General features: G+C 72.6%; 19 protein-coding genes and 1 tRNA gene. 10 read left to right on the top strand and 10 right to left on the bottom strand.

All coding sequences use genetic code 11. From position 1 onward, the window contains the following. Window positions 1–149: 149 nt before the first annotated feature. Entirely contained in the window at window positions 150–854 is a 705-nt protein-coding gene (locus ACIQOE_RS03180; RefSeq protein WP_401410131.1) for a hypothetical protein, read from the bottom strand. A 25-nt stretch (window positions 855–879) separates the two neighbouring features. Here ACIQOE_RS03180 and ACIQOE_RS03185 point away from each other — a divergent pair, with 25 nt between their 5' ends. Beyond that, window positions 880–1,038 (top strand): peptidoglycan-binding protein, encoded by a 159-nt coding sequence (locus ACIQOE_RS03185; protein ID WP_401410089.1) that lies wholly within the window; start codon window positions 880–882, stop codon window positions 1,036–1,038. 204 nt (window positions 1,039–1,242) lie between these two features. Here ACIQOE_RS03185 and ACIQOE_RS03190 read toward each other — a convergent pair whose 3' ends face one another. After that, window positions 1,243–1,899 (bottom strand): HAD-IA family hydrolase, encoded by a 657-nt coding sequence (locus ACIQOE_RS03190; RefSeq protein WP_351325471.1) that lies wholly within the window; start codon window positions 1,897–1,899, stop codon window positions 1,243–1,245. Window positions 1,900–2,084: 185 nt separating this feature from the next. Next, window positions 2,085–2,666, bottom strand: a complete 582-nt coding sequence (locus ACIQOE_RS03195) for a TMEM165/GDT1 family protein (protein ID WP_351325469.1) — start codon at window positions 2,664–2,666, stop codon at window positions 2,085–2,087. 423 nt (window positions 2,667–3,089) lie between these two features. On the opposite strand from ACIQOE_RS03195, the gene ACIQOE_RS03200 reads away from it, so the two are divergent. The 4 genes from ACIQOE_RS03200 to ACIQOE_RS03215 all read left to right on the top strand — a co-directional run bounded on the left by ACIQOE_RS03200 (window position 3,090) and on the right by ACIQOE_RS03215 (window position 8,272). Next, a complete protein-coding gene (locus ACIQOE_RS03200; RefSeq protein WP_365561609.1) occupies window positions 3,090–3,734 on the top strand; it encodes an HNH endonuclease family protein in 645 nt (214 codons plus the stop codon). Window positions 3,735–3,898: 164 nt separating this feature from the next. After that, entirely contained in the window at window positions 3,899–5,524 is a 1,626-nt protein-coding gene (locus ACIQOE_RS03205) for an alkaline phosphatase D family protein (RefSeq protein ID WP_401409328.1), read from the top strand. A gap of 135 nt (window positions 5,525–5,659) precedes the next feature. Next, window positions 5,660–7,552 (top strand): FAD/NAD(P)-binding protein, encoded by a 1,893-nt coding sequence (locus ACIQOE_RS03210; protein ID WP_401409331.1) that lies wholly within the window; start codon window positions 5,660–5,662, stop codon window positions 7,550–7,552. A gap of 156 nt (window positions 7,553–7,708) precedes the next feature. Continuing rightward, window positions 7,709–8,272 carry a DedA family protein gene (locus tag ACIQOE_RS03215; RefSeq protein ID WP_399008242.1) on the top strand — a complete coding sequence of 188 codons (564 nt, stop codon included), beginning with the start codon at window positions 7,709–7,711 and terminating at the stop codon, window positions 8,270–8,272. A 125-nt stretch (window positions 8,273–8,397) separates the two neighbouring features. Here ACIQOE_RS03215 and ACIQOE_RS03220 read toward each other — a convergent pair whose 3' ends face one another. Next, a complete protein-coding gene (locus tag ACIQOE_RS03220; protein ID WP_351325460.1) occupies window positions 8,398–8,634 on the bottom strand; it encodes a DUF2277 domain-containing protein in 237 nt (78 codons plus the stop codon). Window positions 8,635–8,725: 91 nt separating this feature from the next. Here ACIQOE_RS03220 and ACIQOE_RS03225 point away from each other — a divergent pair, with 91 nt between their 5' ends. Next, window positions 8,726–9,667 (top strand): 2-dehydropantoate 2-reductase, encoded by a 942-nt coding sequence (locus ACIQOE_RS03225; RefSeq protein ID WP_365561602.1) that lies wholly within the window; start codon window positions 8,726–8,728, stop codon window positions 9,665–9,667. 55 nt (window positions 9,668–9,722) lie between these two features. On the opposite strand, the gene ACIQOE_RS03230 is transcribed toward ACIQOE_RS03225, so the two are convergent. Next, window positions 9,723–10,298, bottom strand: coding sequence for a hypothetical protein (locus ACIQOE_RS03230; RefSeq protein WP_351325456.1), 576 nt, complete (start codon window positions 10,296–10,298; stop codon window positions 9,723–9,725). Between the two features lie 130 nt (window positions 10,299–10,428). On the opposite strand from ACIQOE_RS03230, the gene ACIQOE_RS03235 reads away from it, so the two are divergent. Then, window positions 10,429–10,758: a hypothetical protein gene (locus ACIQOE_RS03235; protein ID WP_351325454.1), complete on the top strand. Its 330-nt coding sequence runs from the start codon at window positions 10,429–10,431 to the stop codon at window positions 10,756–10,758. A 46-nt stretch (window positions 10,759–10,804) separates the two neighbouring features. Here ACIQOE_RS03235 and ACIQOE_RS03240 read toward each other — a convergent pair. Together ACIQOE_RS03240 and ACIQOE_RS03245 are read right to left on the bottom strand one after the other, a co-directional pair. Beyond that, window positions 10,805–10,876 (bottom strand) — tRNA-Val (locus ACIQOE_RS03240). 78 nt (window positions 10,877–10,954) lie between these two features. After that, window positions 10,955–12,535 carry an IS200/IS605 family accessory protein TnpB-related protein gene (locus ACIQOE_RS03245; RefSeq protein WP_401409336.1) on the bottom strand — a complete coding sequence of 527 codons (1,581 nt, stop codon included), beginning with the start codon at window positions 12,533–12,535 and terminating at the stop codon, window positions 10,955–10,957. A 339-nt stretch (window positions 12,536–12,874) separates the two neighbouring features. Between ACIQOE_RS03245 and ACIQOE_RS03250 the strand changes: the two genes are divergently transcribed. Further along, window positions 12,875–14,266: a hypothetical protein gene (locus ACIQOE_RS03250; RefSeq protein WP_401409339.1), complete on the top strand. Its 1,392-nt coding sequence runs from the start codon at window positions 12,875–12,877 to the stop codon at window positions 14,264–14,266. A gap of 73 nt (window positions 14,267–14,339) precedes the next feature. After that, window positions 14,340–14,882 (top strand): DUF4383 domain-containing protein, encoded by a 543-nt coding sequence (locus ACIQOE_RS03255; protein ID WP_351935202.1) that lies wholly within the window; start codon window positions 14,340–14,342, stop codon window positions 14,880–14,882. On the opposite strand, the gene ACIQOE_RS03260 is transcribed toward ACIQOE_RS03255, so the two are convergent. The 3 genes from ACIQOE_RS03260 to ACIQOE_RS03270 form a co-directional block, all read right to left on the bottom strand. Then, window positions 14,870–16,042: an amidase domain-containing protein gene (locus ACIQOE_RS03260; protein WP_401409342.1), complete on the bottom strand. Its 1,173-nt coding sequence runs from the start codon at window positions 16,040–16,042 to the stop codon at window positions 14,870–14,872. The two genes, ACIQOE_RS03255 and ACIQOE_RS03260, sit on opposite strands and share 13 nt — an antisense overlap. 109 nt (window positions 16,043–16,151) lie before the next feature. Beyond that, on the bottom strand, window positions 16,152–17,447 hold the full coding sequence (locus ACIQOE_RS03265) for a hypothetical protein (protein ID WP_351325446.1): 1,296 nt from the start codon (window positions 17,445–17,447) through the stop codon (window positions 16,152–16,154). A gap of 47 nt (window positions 17,448–17,494) precedes the next feature. Then, window positions 17,495–19,477: a transglycosylase domain-containing protein gene (locus tag ACIQOE_RS03270; protein WP_401410091.1), complete on the bottom strand. Its 1,983-nt coding sequence runs from the start codon at window positions 19,475–19,477 to the stop codon at window positions 17,495–17,497. Window positions 19,478–20,184: 707 nt separating this feature from the next. Here ACIQOE_RS03270 and ACIQOE_RS03275 point away from each other — a divergent pair. Continuing rightward, window positions 20,185–20,397: a zinc ribbon domain-containing protein gene (locus ACIQOE_RS03275; protein ID WP_365561587.1), complete on the top strand. Its 213-nt coding sequence runs from the start codon at window positions 20,185–20,187 to the stop codon at window positions 20,395–20,397. The last annotated feature ends 6 nt before the right edge of the window (window positions 20,398–20,403 follow it).

Raw genomic sequence — 20,403 nt, forward strand, 5'->3', positions numbered from 1 at the left:
CTCCCGGTACGGCCCGTCGAGCCCTTTTCGCGCCCCCCTGAGACAGGGGGATCCCGCGCACGTACGTGTGGGAACGCCGCATAATCTGTGGAGTTCGCGAGGGGACGCGAAGGGGAGGGAACGCAGGCCGTGACGGATACGACCGGGGGTCACCGGTGCCCTGAGTGCGGGGCGCCGAGGGGCGCGGACAACACGCCCTCGTGCGACTGCACCCGGCGGGCGTCGGACGCGCTGCGTGACGCCCGTAGCGCCGAGCAGGCGGCCGCGGAGGACTTCGACCCGCTGCGGATCCGGCCGTACGTCGACCTCGGCGGCGACGGGACCGGGGCCGGGGCGGAGACCATGCCGTTGCGGCCGGTGGCGGCCGGGCCGGCGCCCGAGCCGGCGCCCGCGGTGCCGCCCGCCGAACCGGTGCCGGCCGCCGACCCGGTGCCGGCCCGGCGGCGCGTGCCCCGGTGGGTGCTGACGGTCTCGGCCGCGGTCGCGGTGGCGGGGGTCCTGGCGGTGGCCGGGCTGGCGGGCGGGCTGTTCTCCCGGGTGGTGCCGCAGCGGAACACGGCGGCGCCGAGGGACGTCAGGGAGGGCGTCCCCGACCCGGCGCGGAGCACGGGGTCGCCTTCGGCGGCGGCGCCGGTGACGTCGGCGGCCGGGCGGGCGCCCGCGGTGCCGTCCGTGTCCGCCGCGAGCGCGTCGCCCACGGTCTCGGCGTCATCGACGGTGAGCGCGAGCCCGTCCGGCACCGCGTCCCGCTCGGCCGCGCCGACCCGGTCGGCGTCGACGCCCGGCACGGTCGCCTCCGCCCGGCCGACCCAGGCGCCGGTCCTGCGTCTCGGCGACAGCGGCGCCGAGGTCACGCAGCTCCAGCAGCGGCTGGCCCAGCTGAGGCTCTTTCCGGGGACGGCGGACGGGGACTACGACCGCATGACGGAGACCGCGGTACGGACGTACCAGCTGGCGCGGGGCATCCTGACCGACGAGTCGGGCGTGTACGGGACGGCCACGAGGGCGTCACTGGAATCGGAGACGACAACCCCGTAGGAACCCGTCCGGGTCGTGGGCGAGTGCGAGCCCGGTGGGGGCTCGTCGCGCAGTTCCCCGCGCCCCTTGGGGGTTGCCCTCGAACCCGGCTTCAGGACCAGCGCCGGAAAGGGGCGCGGGGAACTGCGCGCTCAACCCCCACCGGGCCCGCACCCGCCCGGCAACCGATGCACCCTCCCCCTCAAGGGCGCGGGGACCGCCCCGTCAGCCCACCCGCACCCGCAGGGAACCGTCGGCCGCGGCCTCCACGCGCACCCGCGTCAGGTCCGCCACCACCGCGTCCGGCCCGTGCACGCCCGCCCGCGCCCCCACGCCCACCACCCGCATGCCCGCCGCACGCCCCGCCGCGATCCCCGCACCGGAGTCCTCGAAGACCACGCAGTCCTCCGGGGCGACGCCCAGTTCGGCCGCGCCCTTCAGGAAGCCCTCGGGGTCCGGCTTGCTCGCGCCCACCGACTCCGCCGTGATCCGCACCGCGGGCAGCGGCAGTCCGGCCGCCGCCATCCGCGCGGTGGACAGCGCCACGTCCGCCGAGGTCACCAGGGCGTGCGGCAGGCCGTCCAGGGAGGCGAGGAAGGCCGCGGCGCCCGGGACCTCGACCACGCCGTCCATGTCGGCGGTCTCCTCGGCCAGCATCCGCGCGTTGTCCGCGAGGTTCTGCTGGACGGGCCGGTCGGGCAGCAGCATCGCCATGGACGCGTGGCCCTGGCGTCCGTGGACGACCTTCATGACCTCGTCGCCGTCCAGCCCGTGCCGCTCGGACCAGCGCCGCCAGATGCGTTCGACGACGGCGTCCGAGTTGACGAGGGTGCCGTCCATGTCGAGCAGGAGGGCGCGGGCGGTGAGGACGGTGGCCGTCATGCGGGGCAGCTCCTAGGCAGACCGGGCGATGCAGAACAGAGCGGCCCCGCCCGCCGGTCAGGGAGAACGAGCGGGAGCCACTTTGTTTCTCTACGGTACAAAACGGAGCGGTGTTCCCGCCACCGGTGTCGCCGACCGTTCACCGACTCTTCAGCTCGCCGGGCGTCCGGCGGGAGGCCTCCGGGTCAGCCGGCGATCGCCTCCCACAGGCTCCACACGCCGAGCGCCAGCATCAGCACGGCCGCGATCTGCGTGATCAGCCGCAGCGGCACCTTCTTCATCAGCGCCTTGCCGCCGACGATGCCGAGTCCGGCCACGGCCCACAGGCCGAGCACCGCGCCGAGGCCGACGGAGAGCGGGTCGTCGTAGCGGGCGGCGAGGTTCGCCGTCATGATCTGCGTGAGGTCACCGAACTCGGCGACCAGGATGAGCATGAAGCCGGTGCCCGAGACCTTCCAGAACGACTGGTCGGCGGGCTTGCGGACCTCTTCCTCGCCCTCGTCCTTCTTCAGCAGCAGCACGGCCGCGCCGCCGAGGAAGAGCACGCCGGTCAGGGCGTGCACGATCTGCTGCGGCAGCAGGGTCAGCACGCTGCCGGCCGCGACGGCGAGCACGACGTGCAGGAGGAAGGCGGCCGCGACGCCCGCGAAGACGTAGGACGCCCGGTAGCGCGTGCCGAGGACGAGGCCGGCGAGCGCGGTCTTGTCCGGCAGTTCGGCGAGGAAGATGACGCCGAAGACGAGCGCCGTCACGGTGATGCTGATCAAGGGTCCTCAATCGGTCGGGGCCACCCCACCGAGAGTGCTGCATTTCGCGCGGAACACACGACACCTCGGCACGGCAGCACACATGGATCACCCGCACCGCTGCACGGCACGGATGTGCACTGCTTGCCGAAGGTCTCGCTGGCGGGCCCCGTGATCGAGGCCGCCTCCGGGCGCCGGCTCAGACGGGCTGAGCAGTATGTCGACGGTCCGGCGAAGAGCTACTCCCCTTCAACGCCCACCACGGTACGTGACGACCGCGCCGATCCCCAAGGCCGGGGTCCCCGGGTGTGAGTCACGTCGCACACCTTGTCGTGTCATGCGCACGTCACTAGCTTCTTACCGAGCGCTCACCCCACGGCAACACCGGAACGCGAGCATTCCCACGCCCGCGCTCCAACACCCCACCCCCACAAGGGAGTTCGCATGCCGAAATTCTACGCGCGTCGACGGCTCAGCATACTCGCCGCGTTCACCGGCCTGATAGCCTCCGCCGCCCTCTTCAACTCCCCGAGCGCCTCGGCCGCCCTCCCCACCCCGGTCAGCGCGTCCACCGCCCGCACCTACCTCGCCTCGCTCACCGTGGCCACCGAGAACCGCACCGGCTACCAGCGCGACCTGTTCCCCACCTGGGACACCATCAGCGGCACCTGCAACACCCGCGAGTGGATCCTCAAGCGCGACGGCTCCAACGTCGTCACCGACTCCGCCTGCACCGCCACCAGCGGCACCTGGTACTCCCCCTACGACGGCGCCACCTGGAGCGCCGCCTCCGACGTCGACATCGACCACCTCGTCCCGCTCGCCGAGGCCTGGGACTCCGGCGCGAGCAAGTGGACCACCGCCCAGCGCGAGGCCTTCGCCAACGACGTCACCCGCCCGCAGCTGCTCGCCGTCACCGACAACGTCAACCAGTCCAAGGGCGACCAGGACCCGGCCACCTGGATGCCGTCCCTGACGTCCTACCGCTGCACCTACGTCCGCGCCTGGGTCCAGGTGAAGTACTACTACAAGCTCTCCGTCGACTCCGCCGAGAAGAGCGCGCTCACCAATTACCTCTCCGGCTGCTGACGCACCCGGCGACCGCGGCGGTCCCGCTTCCCCCGCGCTCCGGCCCCGCTCCACCCCCCTTCCCGCGCTCTTTCCCGCGTCGAAGCCTCGCCGCCGGCCTCCGTCGTTCCGTACCGTACGGGGCGACGGGGGGCGGACCAGACCGGGAATGAGGGCGGGCGAACGTGGCCGGACTGCGCCTGGGACCACTGCTGAGGTACACCGACGGCTCGTCGGCGACCGTCTGGGTCGAGACGAGCCGTCCGTGCACCGCCGAGGTGCGCTGCGCGGACGGGGCCGGCGGCAGCACACGCACCTTCCAGGTGGCCGGCCACCACTACGCCCTGGTCCCGGTCACCGGACTGACCCCGGGCACCTCGACGCCGTACGAGGTGGTCCTGGACGGCACCCGGGTGTGGCCGCCACCCGCCTCCCCGTTCCCGGCCCCGGTGATCCGCGCCCCCGCCGCGGGCGACGAACTCCGCGTGACCTTCGGCTCCTGCCGCTGGGCCGCTCCCCCGGCCGACGGCCACGACCCGGTCGGCGCCGACGCCCTGGACAGCCTGGCCGCACGCGTCGCCGCCGGCGGCGAACGCCCCGACGTCCTGCTGCTGCTGGGCGACCAGGTGTACGCCGACGAGACCTCGGCCGCGACCCGCAGCTGGCTGGCCGCCCGCCGCGACCTGTCCGAGCCGCCCGGCGCCGAGGTCGCGGACTACGAGGAGTACACCCGCCTCTACTACGAGTCCTGGCTCGACCCCGAGGTGCGCTGGCTGCTGTCCACCGTGCCCAGCTGCATGATCTTCGACGACCACGACGTCGTGGACGACTGGAACACCTCCGCCGCCTGGCTCTCCGACATCCGCGCCACACCCTGGTGGCGGGAGCGGCTGCTGAGCGGCCTGATGTCGTACTGGGTGCACCAGCACCTCGGCAACCTCTCCCCCGCCGAGCTGGCCGCCGACCCGCTCTACGCGGCCGTACGCGCGTCCCCCGACGGCACCGACGAACTGCGCGCCTTCGCGGCACAGGCCGACGCCGACCCGGCCTCGGCACGCTGGAGCTACCGGCGCGACTTCGGACGGACACGGCTGCTGATGGTGGACAGCCGGGCGGCACGGGTGCTGGACGAACACAGCCGCGCCATGCTCGACCCCGGCGAGGCCGAGTGGCTGCGCGAACAGGCCCTCGACGAACGGGAGTCGTACGACCACCTCCTGATCGGCACCTCACTGCCCTGGCTGCTGCCGCACCTCATACACGACCTGGAGACCTGGGACGCGGCGCTGTGCCGGGGCGAACGGGGCACCCGCTGGGCCCGGTTCGGGGAACGGCTGCGGCGCGCGGCGGACCTGGAGCACTGGGCCGCCTTCCCGGCCTCCTTCGCCGGCCTGGCCGACCTCATCGCCCGCACCGGCTCGGGCCCCCGGGCGCCCGCGTCGATCTGCGTGCTCTCCGGGGACGTCCACCACGCCTACGTCGCCGAGCCCGCCTGGCCGTCCGGCACCGGACCCGACTCCCGTGTGCTCCAGCTCACCTGCTCGCCCGTGCACAACTCGGTGCCGCCGACCATGCGGGCCGGCTTCCGGTTCGGCTGGAGCGCGCCGGCCCGGTTCCTCGGCCGGCGGTTCACCCGGCACGGGCGCTGCGCGGAACCGCCGGTGACCTGGCGGAAGAAGGGCGGCCCGTGGTTCGGCAACCAGCTCATGACCCTGACCCTGCACGGCCGTTCGGCCCGGCTCCGGCTGGAACGGGCCCGGCGCGGCGGCACCCTGGAGACCGTGGAGGAGTCCACCCTCACCGCCCCATGAGGGACATCCGAGGCGAGTGGGGCGCGCGTTGGCTTCTGTGCGCGCCGACGGCATGATGAGGCGGACCGTCCGCTTCCTGATCCCGTGCGGGCGGTGGTCCTGCCCAGCGCCCCCACACGCCCGGGAGTCACGTCGTTGTCTGTCTCGCCCCAGGAATCCGCCCCGGTCGCCGTCGCCCTGGTCGGCGCAGGACCGCGCGGCACCAGCGTCCTGGAACGCCTCTGCGCCTCCGCGCCCGAACTGCTGCCCCCGGGAGCGCGCCTGACGGTGCACGTGATCGACCCGGCGCCACCGGGCCCCGGCCTGGTCTGGCGCACGGCTCAGCCGGCGGAACTGCTGATGAACACCGTGGCCGGCCAGGTCACCCTGTTCACCGACGACAGCGTGGAGTGCTCGGGCCCCGTCCGGCCCGGCCCCAGCCTGCACGAGTGGGCGGCCGGCGAACTGGGCCCCGACGACTACCCGACCCGCGCCCACTACGGCCGCTACCTGGAATGGGTGTTCGCCACGACCGTCGCCGCAGCGCCGAGGACGGTCCGCGTCCGGACCCACCGCGCCCGTGCCGTACGCCTCACCGACGACCCCGACGGCCGCCAGACCCTCATCCTCGACGACGGGCGCGCCCTGACCGGCCTGGCGGCGGTGGTACTGGCCCAGGGCCACCTCCCGGCGGCACCGACCCCGCAGGAGCGCGGCCACCTGGCCCACGCCGCCCGGCACGGCCTGCGCCACCTGCCGCCCGCCAACCCGGCCGACGTCGACCTCACCCCGATCGCCCCCGGCGAACCGCTGCTGCTGCGCGGCCTCGGCCTCAACTTCTTCGACCACCTGGCCCTGCTCACCGCCGGCCGCGGCGGCCGGTTCGCCCGCACCCCCGACGGCGCCCTGCGCTACACGCCCTCGGGCCGCGAACCCCGCCTGTACGCCGGCTCCCGGCGCGGCGTCCCGCACCAGGCGCGCGGCGACAACGCCAAGGGCCCCTACGGCCGGCACACCCCGCTGCTGCTCACCCCCGAGACCATCGCGAGCCTGCGCAAACGCGCGGACTCCGGCGAGGCGCCCGACTTCCTCGCCGAGGTCTGGCCGCTGGTCGCCAAGGAGGTGGAGACGGTCTACTACACCGCCCTGACCGGCGACCCGGACCTCACCGAACGGCTCCTGAGCGCCGACGGGCACCGCGCCGAGAGCGCCGTCCTCGACGAAGCGGGCGTCCCCGCGGCCGACCGCTGGTGCTGGGAGCGCCTCCAGCACCCCTACGGGCAGCGGGAGTTCACGGGCCCTGCGGACTGGCACGACTGGCTCCTCCGGCACCTGCGCGCCGACGCGGCCCAGGCCGCCCTCGGCAACGTCCGCGGCCCGCTCAAGGCCGCCCTGGACGTCCTGCGCGACCTGCGCAACGAGATACGGCTGGTCGTCGACCACGGCGGCCTGACCGGCGCCTCCCGCCGCGCCCACCTGGACGGCTGGTACACCCCGCTCAACGCGCACCTGTCCATCGGACCGCCCCGCCGGCGCGTCGAGGAGCTGACCGCACTCCTGGCGGCCGGCGTGGTCACGGTGCTCGGCCCCGGCCTCGAAGTGGACCGGGCCGACGGCGCCTGGGTGGCACGCTCCCCGCGGGTGCCCGGCTCGGAGGTCCGGGTCACCACCCTCATAGAGGCCCGCCTCCCCGAGCCCGACCTGCGCCGCACCACCGACGAACTGCTGGCCGGCCTGGTGCGCGAGGGCGCGTGCCGCCCGCACCGGGTGGACGGCCACGAGACCGGCGGCCTGGACGTGACACCGCGCCCCTACCGGCTCGTCGGCCGCGACGGCCTGGCGCACCCGAGACGGTTCGGCTTCGGCGTGCCCACCGAGGGCGTGCACTGGGTGACGGCGGCGGGCGCCCGGCCCGGCGTGGACTCGGTGACGCTGTCCGACGCCGACGCCATCGCGCGGGAGGTCCTGCGCACGGCCGACCCGGCGAGCGGGGACGGGCCGCGGCCGGAGTGCTCGGGCGCCGGACGGGACACGCCGGTGGCCGTTTAACCCTTTGCGGATTCCGCAAACCCCCCCGTGAAACTCCTGTCACACCCTCCGCGTACGCTGTATGGCTGACGTCGGGGGGCACAGCAGGACAATCACGGGGGAACCGTCGTGTGGGACAGCATGGGGTCGCTGGAGGCCGGGCCATGGATATACGCCATGGTGGCCCTCTCCGTGCTGCTTGATGTGTTCCTGCCGGTCCTGCCCAGCGGCGTGCTGGTCATCACCGCCGCCACGGCGGCCGCCGCGGGCACCGGCGCCGCCCCCGGCCACGTCCCGCACGTCGTACCCGACATCCTCGCGCTGACCTTCTGCGCCGCCGCCGCGTCCGTCCTCGGCGACTTCGCCGCCTACCGGCTGGCCTGGCGCGGCGGAGCCCGCCTGGACCGGGCCATCGCCCGCTCCCGGCGGCTGAGCAGCGCGCAGGAACGTCTCGGCGAGGCGCTGTCCCGCGGCGGCGGCGCCCTGGTGGTCCTGGCCCGCTTCGCCCCCGCCGGCCGCTCGATCGTCTCCCTCGGCGCCGGCGCCGCCCACCGCCGCGTCCGCGAGTTCCTCCCCTGGTCCGCGCTGGCGGGCCTCAGCTGGGCGGTCTACAGCGTCGCCCTCGGCTACCTCGGCGCCCAGTGGCTGGGCGCGACCTGGCTGGCGACGGCGGTGTCGGTGGTGGCGCTGTTCGGCGCGGGAGCCGGAGCGGGCCTCCTGATGCGCAGACGCCCGGCCTGACGCACCGGACCCGCCACCCTCTGCCGCACCGGGCCCGCCATCCTCTGCCGCACCCGGCCCGATCCCCGCCCGGCCGCCCGGCACGACCGACCCCATCTCGCGCCCACCCGCCGGGCCCGGTCCCCTCAGCCCGCGGCCTCCTCGCGTGCCGCCTGACCGCGTACCTCCAGGCCGCCGAGGAGTGCGGCGGTGGCCTCCGCGACCGCCTCGACCGCCCGCTCGAACACCTCCCGGTTGTGCGCCGCAGGCGCCCGGAACCCGGACACCTTCCGCACGTACTGCAACGCGGCAGCACGGATCTCTTCCTCGGTGGCCTCCTGGGCCAGCTGAGGCGGACGCAGGGTCTTGATACTCCGGCACATGCGCCCAGTCTCCCGCAGAGCCCCGCTCTCCTGCGAGGATCGTCCCGAGGCGGCCACCACTCCCGGGGCCGACCGACGAGAGGACAGTCCCATGACGAACCCCCCGCACACCCCGGACGCCCAGGACACCGCGTCCGCGCCCCGGCTCACCGTCGCCGTCCTCGGCCCCGGCGGCGTGGGCGGCCTGCTCGCGGCCCTGCTCTCCCGCGCCGGCCACCGCGTGCTGTGCCTCGCGGGCGAGCGGACGGCCGACACCCTGCGCACCACCGGCATCCAGGTCCGCAGCGCCCTGTACGGCGACTTCACCGCCCCCGTGGCCGCCGACACCGCCCTGCGCGAACCGGTCGACGCCTGCCTGATCACCGTCAAGGCCACCGCCCTCGACGACGCCCTCACCCGGATCCCGCCCGCGGCCCTCGGCGACGCCCTCCTCGTACCGTTCCTGAACGGCGTGGAACACCCCGCGCTGCTGCGCGCCCGCTACGCCCCCGACCGGGTGGCCCCCTCCGTCATCCGCGTCGAGTCCACCCGCACCGCCCCCGGCCTGATCGAACACACCAGCCCGTTCGCGGAGATCGACCTCACCGGCGCCAAGGTGCCCCGGCCGCGCCTGGACGCCCTGGCCGACGTCCTCACCGCGGCCGGCCCGGTCACCCGCGTCCTGGACGACGAGAGCGCGGCCCTGTGGGCGAAGATGTCGTTCCTCGCGCCGTTCGCCCTGCTCACCACCCGCTACGGCCTCCCCCTCGGCGAGGCCCGCACCCGGCACCGCGACGAACTCGCCTCGCTCGTCGCCGAGACGGCCGCGGTCAGCCGCGCCTGCGGCACCCCGGTCGACCCGGCCCAGGCCCTCGCCCGCTACGACGCCTTCCCGCCCGCCGCCAAGTCCTCCATGCAACGGGACGCGGAGGCCGGCCGGCCGCTCGAACTGGACGCGATCGGCGGCGCGTTGCTACGCGCGGCGGACCGCCACGGGGTGCCCGTGCCGGTGACGGCCAGGATCGTGCGCGAGCTGCGCGAGGCGGGCCACTGACCGCACCGGCCGGTGCGGCGGCCCGCGAGGACGGCGCGGCGCCGCGGCCGGACGCTCAGCCGCCGTCCCGTGCGGTACCGCGGGCGGCGGCGACGAAAGCGGCCATCTTCTCGCGGCTCTTGACGCCCGGCGCGGTCTCGACGCTGCTGGAGACGTCCACGCCGTAGGGACCGTAGGCCTCGACGACACGGGCCACGTTGTGCTCGTCGAGGCCGCCGGCGATGACGACCCGGCCGGGCACGTCCGCGACCCAGTCGGGGATGTCGGCGAAGACACCGCTGCCCGCGCTGGCGTCGTAGAAGAAGTACTGCAGGTCCTCGGGCCGCTCGGGCGGGGCGGCGGAGGCGAGGGCGAGGTTCGGGACGTCGGCGCTCTCGTAGATCTGGACGGTGTCGACGTGCCCGGCGACCTCGGCCGTCTCGGCGTACGTCAGGGCCACGGCGAAGACCGGGATCCGGCCGCGGGCATACCCGGCGAGCGCCACGGCCCGCTCGGGCGGGCAGTACCGCCTGCTCTTCGGGGTCACGACGATCCCGACCGCGTCGTACCCCAGCTCGACGGCCCAGTCGATCTGCCGCTCCTGGGTGAGTCCGCACACCTTCACGAACACCGGCCGCTGCCCGCTGCTCATCCTGTCCCCTTGTTCCGTTCCGCCCGCACCGCGGGAACCCGCCCGTGCCGGCCCCCAGCCTCTCACTCGAACACATGAACCCCACGAACCAACTCGCCACCTAAAATCGAACAGGCGTACCATTGCCGGCGTGGCAGCGACCTATGACTTCCCGAGTGACCTCCTGGCCGGTCAGGAGGAGCTGCATCAGGTCCGGGCCGAACTGTCGGCCCTGCTGAAGCGGCTTCCCTGGTCGGTCGTGCCGCTGGAGGGATTCAGCGACGACGGCGGCTGGCGCAAGGTGGAGCGCCCCGCCTCACCGGGCTGGACCGAGGACGAACAGGCCGAGGTGGAGAAGCTGCGCCGCCGCGAACACGAACTGGCGGTCTTCGTCAGCGGCCACCGCTTCTGGGCCGAGGTCACGACACCGGACCGCGTACACGCCCGCAGCCGCCTCAAGCACACCCGCGAGGAGGCCTGAGAAACACGGAGGACCCCGGCCGATCCGGCCGGGGTCCTCTGACACGTGGGCGCGGACGGTTTCGAACCGCCGACATCCTGCTTGTAAGGCAGGCGCTCTACCACTGAGCTACGCACCCGAGACGATTCGACAGCCTACATCGTCCCGGGCTCCGTCCCGCAATTCCGTTTCCAGGACCGGGCCGGCGCAGCGATTCCTACGGACTGGGCGGCGTTCCGGCCCCGTACCGGGACCGGTGCCCAGCCGCGTGCCCCGAGTGGTCCTGGGCACGCTGGTCCCCCGCGTTCGCTCCGCGGCCGGGCGGCACGGATCGTGTCCGTGGTCCGGGCAGACGGGGGCGGGGTCCCTCACGCTCCCGGGCCTCCGCTCCGGCCTGTGCGGTCCGATGCCCGTGTCCATCGCTCCGGTGGAGACGGGGCGGTGCCGCCCGACGCCGGACCGGGTGCCCGAGAGCGCGCCGGCCGATCGCCACGGCCGCGGCGTCGTGGCGCGTGGCTTCACTGTTTCCGGTGCTCAGCGGCTGCCGCCAGTGCTGCGCACCCCATCGGCTCGTGCAGGCGGGATCGACCACGACGATCGCGATGTCCCGCTCGGCGGCCATCGCCGTCAGCCGGGCCCTGAGCCGAGCGGTGGGAAAACGGGAGACGAGACGGCGGAAGCGCCTCGCCCGACCGTGCCTCTCCCGTGACACGGCATCACCGAAGTCGAGATCCTCGACCGCGATCGACGAGACCCCGCAGCGCCGGGCGTAGTGCAGCAACCGGGTCAGCGCATGCCGGATCTGGGCGTCACGGCGGGATGCCGTGCCCGACAGGTCGTAGGTGAAGCGCCTCGGCCGGCCCACCGGATTGCCGTGCACGTCCACGTGCCAGGCGGCGAGATGGTCGTCGTTCATGTCGACCGCGACCACGCCGCGGGCCCGCGCCGCCGGGAGAGGCGGCGTGGGCACCACCGCCCGCTGCCAGGACGCGGTCAGGTACCAGCGGTCGCGGGAGACGTCGTGGTGAACGCGGTAGGCCACGGCTCGGTCCGCGGTGATCCGCTCCCGCCATTCCCCGGCCCGGTGGTGGAAGGCCACCGACGCGGTCAGGACGTAGCGGCCGTAGGGGGCGTTGGCCAGGTGGGTCAGCGGCGCCGGGAGCCGGATCGACAACTGCCCGGACTCCGTGACCCGGACGGTCTCGTTGCCGTACCGCTTGCCCGACTCGCCCTCCGCCGACAGGAACATACGAGCGGCCTGCCACCGCTCCCGCCACGCTTCCGCGCTCAGGCCGGCCGCCTCCAGCCGGTGCCGCAGGCGGGCGAGCCCCCGGCCGCCGCGGACCACACGTACCCGGCCCGCCTCCCAGTCGGCTTCGAGGGCGTCCAGGCGGTTCCCGAGCGCCTGCAGGCGGCGGGACTTGGCGTGCCGTTCCCCCGGACCGGCACAGCCTCGCGCCAGCCCCGCCCGCTTGTCGGCCTTGGCACCCAGGGGCCTCGCCAGCCGGGCCGCGATCCGCGCCGTCTCGCCGCGGAGCCATGCCAGCTCGGCCGCCTGCGCACGCCGGGCCAGCGCCCACTGGTCGTGCGTGGCCCTGGTGATGCTGCCCGCCCACCGTGCCGACGACGAAGGGGTGAGCGCACGCTTCCGGTCCGCCCAGGAGGCGGCGTCGGTGCTCGTCCCCAGCCGGCACCGCGTGGCAAGGTCACGGGCGGCCAGCGAACCGAGCAGCAGACCCACCTCGGTCAGCACCGCGGCGTCCTGCCCGGACACCCGCAGTCGCGTCCGCGTGCTCACGCCGGCGGGCGCGGGCGCCACGAACGGTGCCCGGAGTTCACGCACCGTTCCCGCCCCCCGTCACGACCGTCCGAACCGAAGATCCTTCCGCCGTGTTCAACGACTCGCGCCCGGAAAGGTCACGCGTTCGACAGGCGAACGGTTGCCGCCGTCCGTCCGGGTCGCCGCGCGCGGGCGGGCCGGCTCCCTTCGCGGCCCGTCTGCGGCCGCCCGTCCGGACCGTCGCGGACTTGATCCCCTCGACGGCGAACTGACCGGCCCGTGTGTTCGTCTTCACCGGGTGGGAGAATGTCAGGACCGCCAGCACACTGGGCGCACCGCGGCACGGGAGAGGGACAAGTGACGGCGACACCGGCGACTTCGGCGGCATCCGAGCAGTCGTACTCGCCCCCCGAGCGGGACCGGCGCACTCCGCTGCGGGACGTCCTGGGGCTCGTAGGCCTGCCGTTGCTCGCCGTGCTCGTGGTGCCGGGGGCGTTCGCCGGGGGCGGGACGCGGCGGTGGTTCGGCGGGCGGGCGGACGGGCAGCGGGCCGAGGCGCAGGCGGCCAAGGACGCCGCGGCCAACGCGTTCTACGAACTGGACACCGCCCAGCGGGATCTGCGGATCTCCATAGAGACGATCTCCGCCGTCGACGACACTCCCGCCGCCCGCCGCGCGGTCGCCGACTTCGAGGCGCTGGGCCGCAGGATCGACGAGGTCAGCAACCGGTACATCCAGGCCATCGACGCCTACGACCTGGAGCGGGACGACCTGGAGGCCGCGGTCGCGGCGCGGGCGCGCGGGGAGATCTCCGGGGCCAAGGACGAGCTGGTCCGGGTGAAGGGCGAGCTGGACCGGTTCGCGGACTCGCTGGGGCCGCTGCTGGGCAAGGCGGAGACGCAGCTGGCGCGGCTGGCGCCGGCCGTGGAGCGGGCCCGGCAGGCGCTGCTGGCGGCCAGCAACGCGCTGGACGCGGTGCGGGCGACCCCGATCAGGGCCGATGAGCTGGCGGCCCGGCTGGCGGCGCTGGCGCCGGAGCTGACGAAGCTCAACCAGGGCGCGGGGCAGCACGGTGTACAGGCCACGCTGGAGCGGGCCGGGCGGGTGCAGCGGGAGGCCGAGGCCGTCCGGGTGGAGGCGGAGCGGCTGCCGGAGAAGGCCGCCGAGATCGATCACCGGCTGGTGAGCCTGCGGACCCGCGCGCAGGCGCTGACGACGCGGGCCGGTCAGGTGGATCCGGTGCTGAGCGAGCTGCGGCGGCGGTTCTCGGCGGCCTGCTGGCAGGATCTGCAGCAGGTGCCCCGGCAGGCCGCGGAGAACGTCCGGCAGGCCGAGGAGAAGCTGAAGGAGGCGCAGGGCGCGCGGGACGCGCAGCGGTGGGCGGACGCCGCCTCGCTGCTGTCGACGGTGCGGGCGCTGCTGAACGGCACGGACGAGGCGGTGTCGGCGGCCGGTGACCGGCTGGCGCGGCTGAACGCCGTGCAGAAGGATCCGCAGGCGGAGATCGAGCGGACCCGGTTCGCGATCCGGGACGCGCAGCGGCTGGCGATGTCGGGGCGCAACAGTCCCGATCCGCGGCACGCGCGGCCGCTGGACGACGCGGTGGCGCGGCTGGAGCGGGCGGTGGGGTCGCTGGAGGGGCGCCATCCGGACTACTGGCACTTCCTGACGGAGACCGAGGCGGTGCGGCAGAGCGTGGCGCGGGTGGTCGGGCAGATCCGGGAGGAGCGGGGCACCGGCCGTCCGTGAGCCGAGCCGTTGCCGACCCGTCGGTGCGGGCGGATATTGGGTAGGCGAACGCTTTCGACATCAGGAGGCGGACATGGCCTCACACGCAGCGCACCCGCGGGCCCGGCGGCAGCAGATCCTCTTCGACGAGGCCCTGCCCGTCGATCACCGGCTGAACAGGGTCTACCGGGTCGGGGCGGGCCTGATGGGTCTGTTCCTGCTGGCCTTCGGGATTCTCGGGCTGACCGACAACATCGGGTTCTTCGACACCGGCGGGAACATGGCGATCGGCCTGAACACCAACGGCGCGCTGAGCGTGCTGTCGATCTGTGTCGGGCTGCTGCTGTTCGTCGGGATGGTGATCGGCGGGAATTTCGCGTCCACGCTGAACATGGTGCTGGGGGTGCTGTTCATCCTGAACGGCTTCCTGTTCCTGGCCCTGCTGGACACGGACTCGAACTTCCTGGCCTTCAGGATCCAGAACGTGCTGTTCAGTTTCGTCGTGGGTCTCGTGCTGATGGCGTTCGGGATGTACGGCCGGGTCAGCACGAACCTGCCGCACGACAATCCCTACTGGCGGGCCCGCCACCCCGAGGCGGAGCAGCGGGCCCTCACCGCGGGTGATCAGGTGCGGTAGGCGTAGAAGTACGCGTTCGGGTACGACGCGATGAGGCTCGCCACGGACCTGCGCAGGGTGTTGTTCGAGTGGTACGTGACGTACGGGACGCCGTTGCTCTTGTACGTCACGATCATCGTGTGGTCCTTCTCCCCGTCACGGTTGAAGTCCATCTGGATGACGTCGCCGACCTCCGCCTGGTAGACGTTGGCGAGCGGCTTGGTCCGCTTGGAGTTCTGGGCGAACCAGGACCACTCGTTGACGCCGACGAAGGAGTCGGACTGGATGTCGGCGGTGCCGAACCACTTCGTGTAGTCGTAGACGTAGCCGGGGACGTGCTTCCAGCCGCCGGCCTTCAAAGACTGGCTGACGAAGTTGGTGCAGTCGCCGCCGGCGCCCTGGCCGTTGAAGTCCGGGTAGTCCTTGTTGTAGACGTTCCAGTACTTCTCGGCGTAGGTCGCCATGGCCTTGTAGTCGTACGTGCCGCCGGTGAGCGTCTTGGGCACGACCACCGGGTTGCGGGTGGTGGCGGCGCGCGGGGCGTCCGGCGTGGTGTTGCCGTCGTCGCCGGTGGCGGGAGCCTTCACGGACGGCTTGGACAGGGTGTTGACGGCGAGGCCGCCCTCGTCCGTGTCCTTGATGGTGGTGAGCTGCCAGGTGCCCTGCCGGTCCGCCTTGAAGGTCAGCTCGTGGTGGGACTGGAAGCCGGTGGTCTTCGGCGCGTTGCCGGTGGCCTTGGCGTACGTCAGCGTCGTGGTCTCGGTGACGTCGGCCTTGGCGGTGCGGCCGGTGACCCGGGTGGCGTCGAGCGTGACCCGGGTGTTGCCGGCGCTGTACGTCTCGCCGAGCTTGGCGAGCTTGGTCTGGCGGCCGCGCAGCTGGGCCAGCGCGGAGTGCTCGTCGCGCGACTGGGTGCCGGAGAGGCGGACGTCGCCGGAGAAGCGGGAGGTGCTCTGCTTCGTGGTGGCCCCGTGCACGAGGGCCTGGGTGCGGTCGGTGAAGACCGCGTCGGCCAGCTTCTGGAAGGTCGCCTTGGTCGCGGTGTCCACGGTCGGGTCGTCGACGACGGCCGCGCCCGCGCTCCAGTTGGGCACGAGGGCGACGCCGGCGACGACCGAGGCAGCCGCCGCCGTGACTATGGCCGCACGGCTGCGCTTACGGCTCAGTTTTCTTGATTTCAATGGTGTTTCCCCTCTACGCCGGTACACCTACCGGGCGACGGCATCTTCGCACGGCGTGTGTGGCTGGCGTGAAGGGGGTTACGGAACCGGAATCAACCGTCGGCGAGCCTCACTTGACGACGGTGGACCAGTCGGCGGGGGCCTGTGCCGGGTCGAGGGAGCGGAGCCGGGCGAGGGTCTCGGGGTCCTGGGCGTCCATCCAGTCGGCGAGTTCCTTGAAGGAGACGCACTTGACGCCCTTCTGGGTGCAGATCTTCGGGATGATCCGGTCGATGGCCTTCATGTAGATGCCGCCGTTCCAGTCCTCGAAGTGGTTGCCGATGAACAGCGGGGCCCGGCTGCCGTAGTAGACGCGGTTGAAGCCGTTCATGTAGGAGTCGACGGTCTGCTGTTCCCAGGTGGCGTACTGGGAGGAGTCGCCGTCGACCTCGCCGTTGGACTGGTTGTAGAGGAAGTTGAAGTCCATGGAGAGGGCCTGGATGTTGGTGCCGTAGGGCAGCAGTTCCAGCGGGAAGTTCCACAGGCCGTCCTTCTTGGAGGGCCATATCTGGTAGTCGCCGGGGGAGCTGGCGTCGTACTTCCAGTTGTAGCCGTACTTCTGGAGGGCCTTGAGGAGGTTGGGCTGGCCTTCGAGGCAGGGGGCGCGGCCGCCGACGACTTCCTGTTTGAAGTCGAAGGGCAGGGCGGGGATGTCCTTGAAGCCGGTGTTGGTCTTCCAGTTCTCGACGAAGTCGTAGAACTGGTCGATCTCGCTCTTCCACTGGGCGACGCTCCAGTCGCCGCCGCCCTTCTTCTCGCAGAAGTGGCCGTTGAAGTGGGTGCCGATCTCGTTGCCCTGGTTGTAGGCCTCGCGGAGCTGTTCCAGGGTGGTGCGGATGTGGGGGTCGGTGGCGTAGTCGATGGCGGCGTCGCCCGGGGAGTGCATGGGGCCGGTGTAGAGGGACTTCTTGCTCTTGGGCAGCAGGTAGATGCCGGTGAGGAAGAAGGTCATGTGGGCGTTGTACTCCTTGGCCATCTCCCGGTAGTGCGAGAAGAGATGGTCGTCGCCCTCCAGGGCGCCGTCCCAGGAGAAGACCACGAACTGGGGGGGCTTCTCGCCGGGCTTGAGCTTCTCGGGCTTCAGCTGGTCCTTCTGCGGCCCGGTGTACGAGGTCGATCCGTCTCCGAGGACCTTGGTCCTGCCGTCCCACTTCGGGCTCGCGGACGGCGAGGGCGAGGCCTTTCCGGTGCCGGCGGCGGTGGGGGCGGTGTCGTCCTGTCTGGAGAGCACCAGGTAGCCCGCGACGAGGGAGGCGACGACGAGGAAGGCGGCCAGGGTCAGGAATTCCGGGCGGGCGGGACGGCGGTCACGGGTGGGCGCCTTGCGGCGGTGGCCGCCGGTTGTCGACTTCGTGCGGGGCTTCATACAGGGCTCACTCTGCGGGTGGGGTGGGGAGCTGTCGGCTTCGGTGGTCAGTCGAGGCCCATGGCCTGGGCCCAGACCGCGTACGGGACGCTGTCGTCGTCACTGCCCGCGAGACCCTCCAGCGGGAGCGGTTCGAGGGACTTGTTCAGGTCGATGCGGTAGACGACGACGGACGTGGTCACGGACGAGGCCGTGCCGGTGTACCAGGAGGCGGTGTCCTTTCCGGAGGCGTTGGTGCTGCCCGCCTTGCCGGCCGCTTCGGTGCTGCCGGGATGGGCGAGACGGAACGATTCACTGAGTGCCTGTTCGACGTTCTGGGCGACGTCGGCGCGCAGGGCGCGGGACGGTTTCGGGGTGTCGAGGGCGACCCGGCGGCCGTTGCGGGTGATCTTGGCGACCGAGTAGGGCTCGGTGTGGGTGCCGCCGGCCGCGAAGGTCGCGTAGCCGCTCGCCATGCGGATCGCACTGGGCGTGGAGCTGCCCATGGACAGCGCGGGCACCTGGGCGCCGATGCTGTCGGAGAGCAGTCCGGAGGCCACCGCGGTGGCCCGCACCCGGTCGAGGCCGGTGTCCATGCCGAGCTGCATGAACGGTGTGTTCACGGACTTGGCGAGGGCCTGGCCCAGGCCGATCTGCCCGTAGGACGTGCCGTTGTCGTTGTTCGCGAAGACCTTCTTGCCGCTGCGGTCCCAGTACGGCCCGTCCGGTGTGGTCACCGGCACCTTGTCGTCGCCGTCGTAGGGCGTGTCGGGGGTGATCGCCGTGGTGGCTCCGCCGCGTTCCTTGTGCACGCCGTTCTCCAGGCCGGCGGCGTAGACGAAGGGCAGGAAGGCGGTTCCGGCGGGCACGGTGGTCGCGTTGGACTCGTTGTAGCCCTGCTTGCGGTGGTCGGGGCCGCCGTACACCGCGAGGATCCGTCCGTCGGTGGTGACCGAGGCGGCGCCGTAGTGGGCGGCCTCGGCGAGCTTCGGGTCGCTCCTGCGGGCCTGGGTGCGGGCCTTGGTGACCGCCTTGGTGAGGGTGTCCTCCTTCTTGCGGTCGAAGGTCGTGTAGATCTGGTATCCGCCGAGGTCGAACTGCTTGTCCGAGATGTGGGCGGACTTCTTGGCGTACTGCTGGGCCAGTTCGACCAGGTAGTCGCTCTGGCTGCCGGTGTCGTAGACCTTGTTGGTCTCGATGGGTTCGGGGAAGGTCTTGTACTTCGCGCGTTCGGCCGGGGACAGCTTTCCTATCTTGACCATCCGGTCCAGGATCCAGGACCAGCGCTCCACCGCCCGCTGGTGGTTGGCCTTGCTCAGGGTCGGGTCGTAGAGACCGGCGCCCTTGAGCAGGGAGGCGAGCATCGCGGCCTGACTGGCGTTCAGCTGGCTGACGTCCTTGCCGTAGTAGGCCTGGGCGGCGCGCTGGATGCCGTAGGTCCCGCGCCCGAACCAGCTGGTGTTGAGGTAGCCCTCCAGGATCTGGTCCTTGCTCATCCTGTTGTCGAGCTTGAGGGAGATCATCGCCTCGGTGAATTTCCGGCTCACCGTCTGGTTCTGGGTCAGATAGACGTTTTTCACGTATTGCTGGGTGATGGTCGATCCACCCTCGGTGTCCCCCTGGCCGATCGTGCGGTACAGGGCGCGGGTGATGCCTTTGACGGAAATGCCGGGGTCGGAGTAGAAACTCTCGTTCTCCGCGGCGAGGACGGCCCAGCGCACGTCCACGGGTATGTCCTTGAGCGGCATGTCCTGCCGCTGCACCCAGCCGGTCCTGGCCATCGGCGTGCCGTCGGACCAGAAGTACACGTTGTCCTGCTGGGTGGCGTACGTGTTGAGGTTGGACGGTATGTCCGTGGCGGCGTAGGCGACGACGAGGAAGAGCCCGGTCAGGCCGACGCTCCCGAGCACGCCGCCGAGCCACTGCCGCCAGGACGGCATCCAGCGCCGCCAGCCGGCCCGGCCGGGCCGCGGGTACTGGGGCCGCAGTTTGCGCGCGTACGGGGCCAGTGGCGCGAGTCGGGGCCCCACGAGGGCCCGGACCGCCGCCACCGCCGCCAGCGCCCGCTCACGGGGCGTCGGGCGGGCGCTGCGCCGCCGCTCGGCGCGGCCGCCCGCGGCGGCCTGCTCCGACTCCGGCTCGCTCGGGCGCTGTTCGGGGACGCGGATCTGCATCGTGACGTCCGCCCGGAGGTCGGCCACCTTCAGATGCAGGGTCTCCTCGTGCCGCGGCAAATCCGGCTTCTCGCTCCGCGCGTCCTCGTCCCGCGCCGCGGTCCCGGAGTCGGCGGCCCGCCGGGTGTGCAGCTCGTCCCACAGGGCCTGGGCCTTGCGTCGCGCGACGTCCTGCGCGCGCTGAGCGTCTTCGCCCTTCTGCCGCGGAGCATGCTCCGCCCGCAGGCCGTCGACCTTCAGATGCAGGGTCGCGTCCGGCTCGAACGGCTTTCGTTCCCGGGATGCGGCCTGGTCATGGCCTTCTTCCGGGTCGCCCGTCCGCCCCGTTGCGTCCGTCACGACTGCGTCTCCCCTCGCACTCGGTCTTGCGCGCGCGGTTAGACACGACGGGTGGCAGGGCCGCGATGGGTGCGGCGCTGCGAGCCCCCCTCATCCCCCGGTCTTTCGGCTCCTCGCGGCCAGCTCAAATTATCAGCGATCTTTTCAATATCTCCGCACAAGTATCGGACAGAAAGGAACACTCATGAAATTCTGAGGTGCAGTGATGCCCATCACTCCCCCAGTACTCCGGTTAGCCTGTTCCCATGCCCCGCTACGAGTACCGCTGCCGCACCTGCGGCGACACCTTCGAACTGTCCCGCCCCATGGCCGAGTCGGCCGCACCGGCAGCATGCCCTCAAGGGCATGAGGACACCGTAAAGCTTCTGTCCACCGTAGCCGTCGGCGGTACCGCGGCGACCCCCGCCGCCCCCGCCTCGGGCGGCGGCGGCTGCTGCGGCGGCGGCTGCTGCGGCTAGGGCCTG

It is taken from the genome of Streptomyces sp. NPDC091282, from assembly GCF_044757385.1.
Taxonomy (GTDB): domain Bacteria; phylum Actinomycetota; class Actinomycetes; order Streptomycetales; family Streptomycetaceae; genus Streptomyces; species Streptomyces gramineus.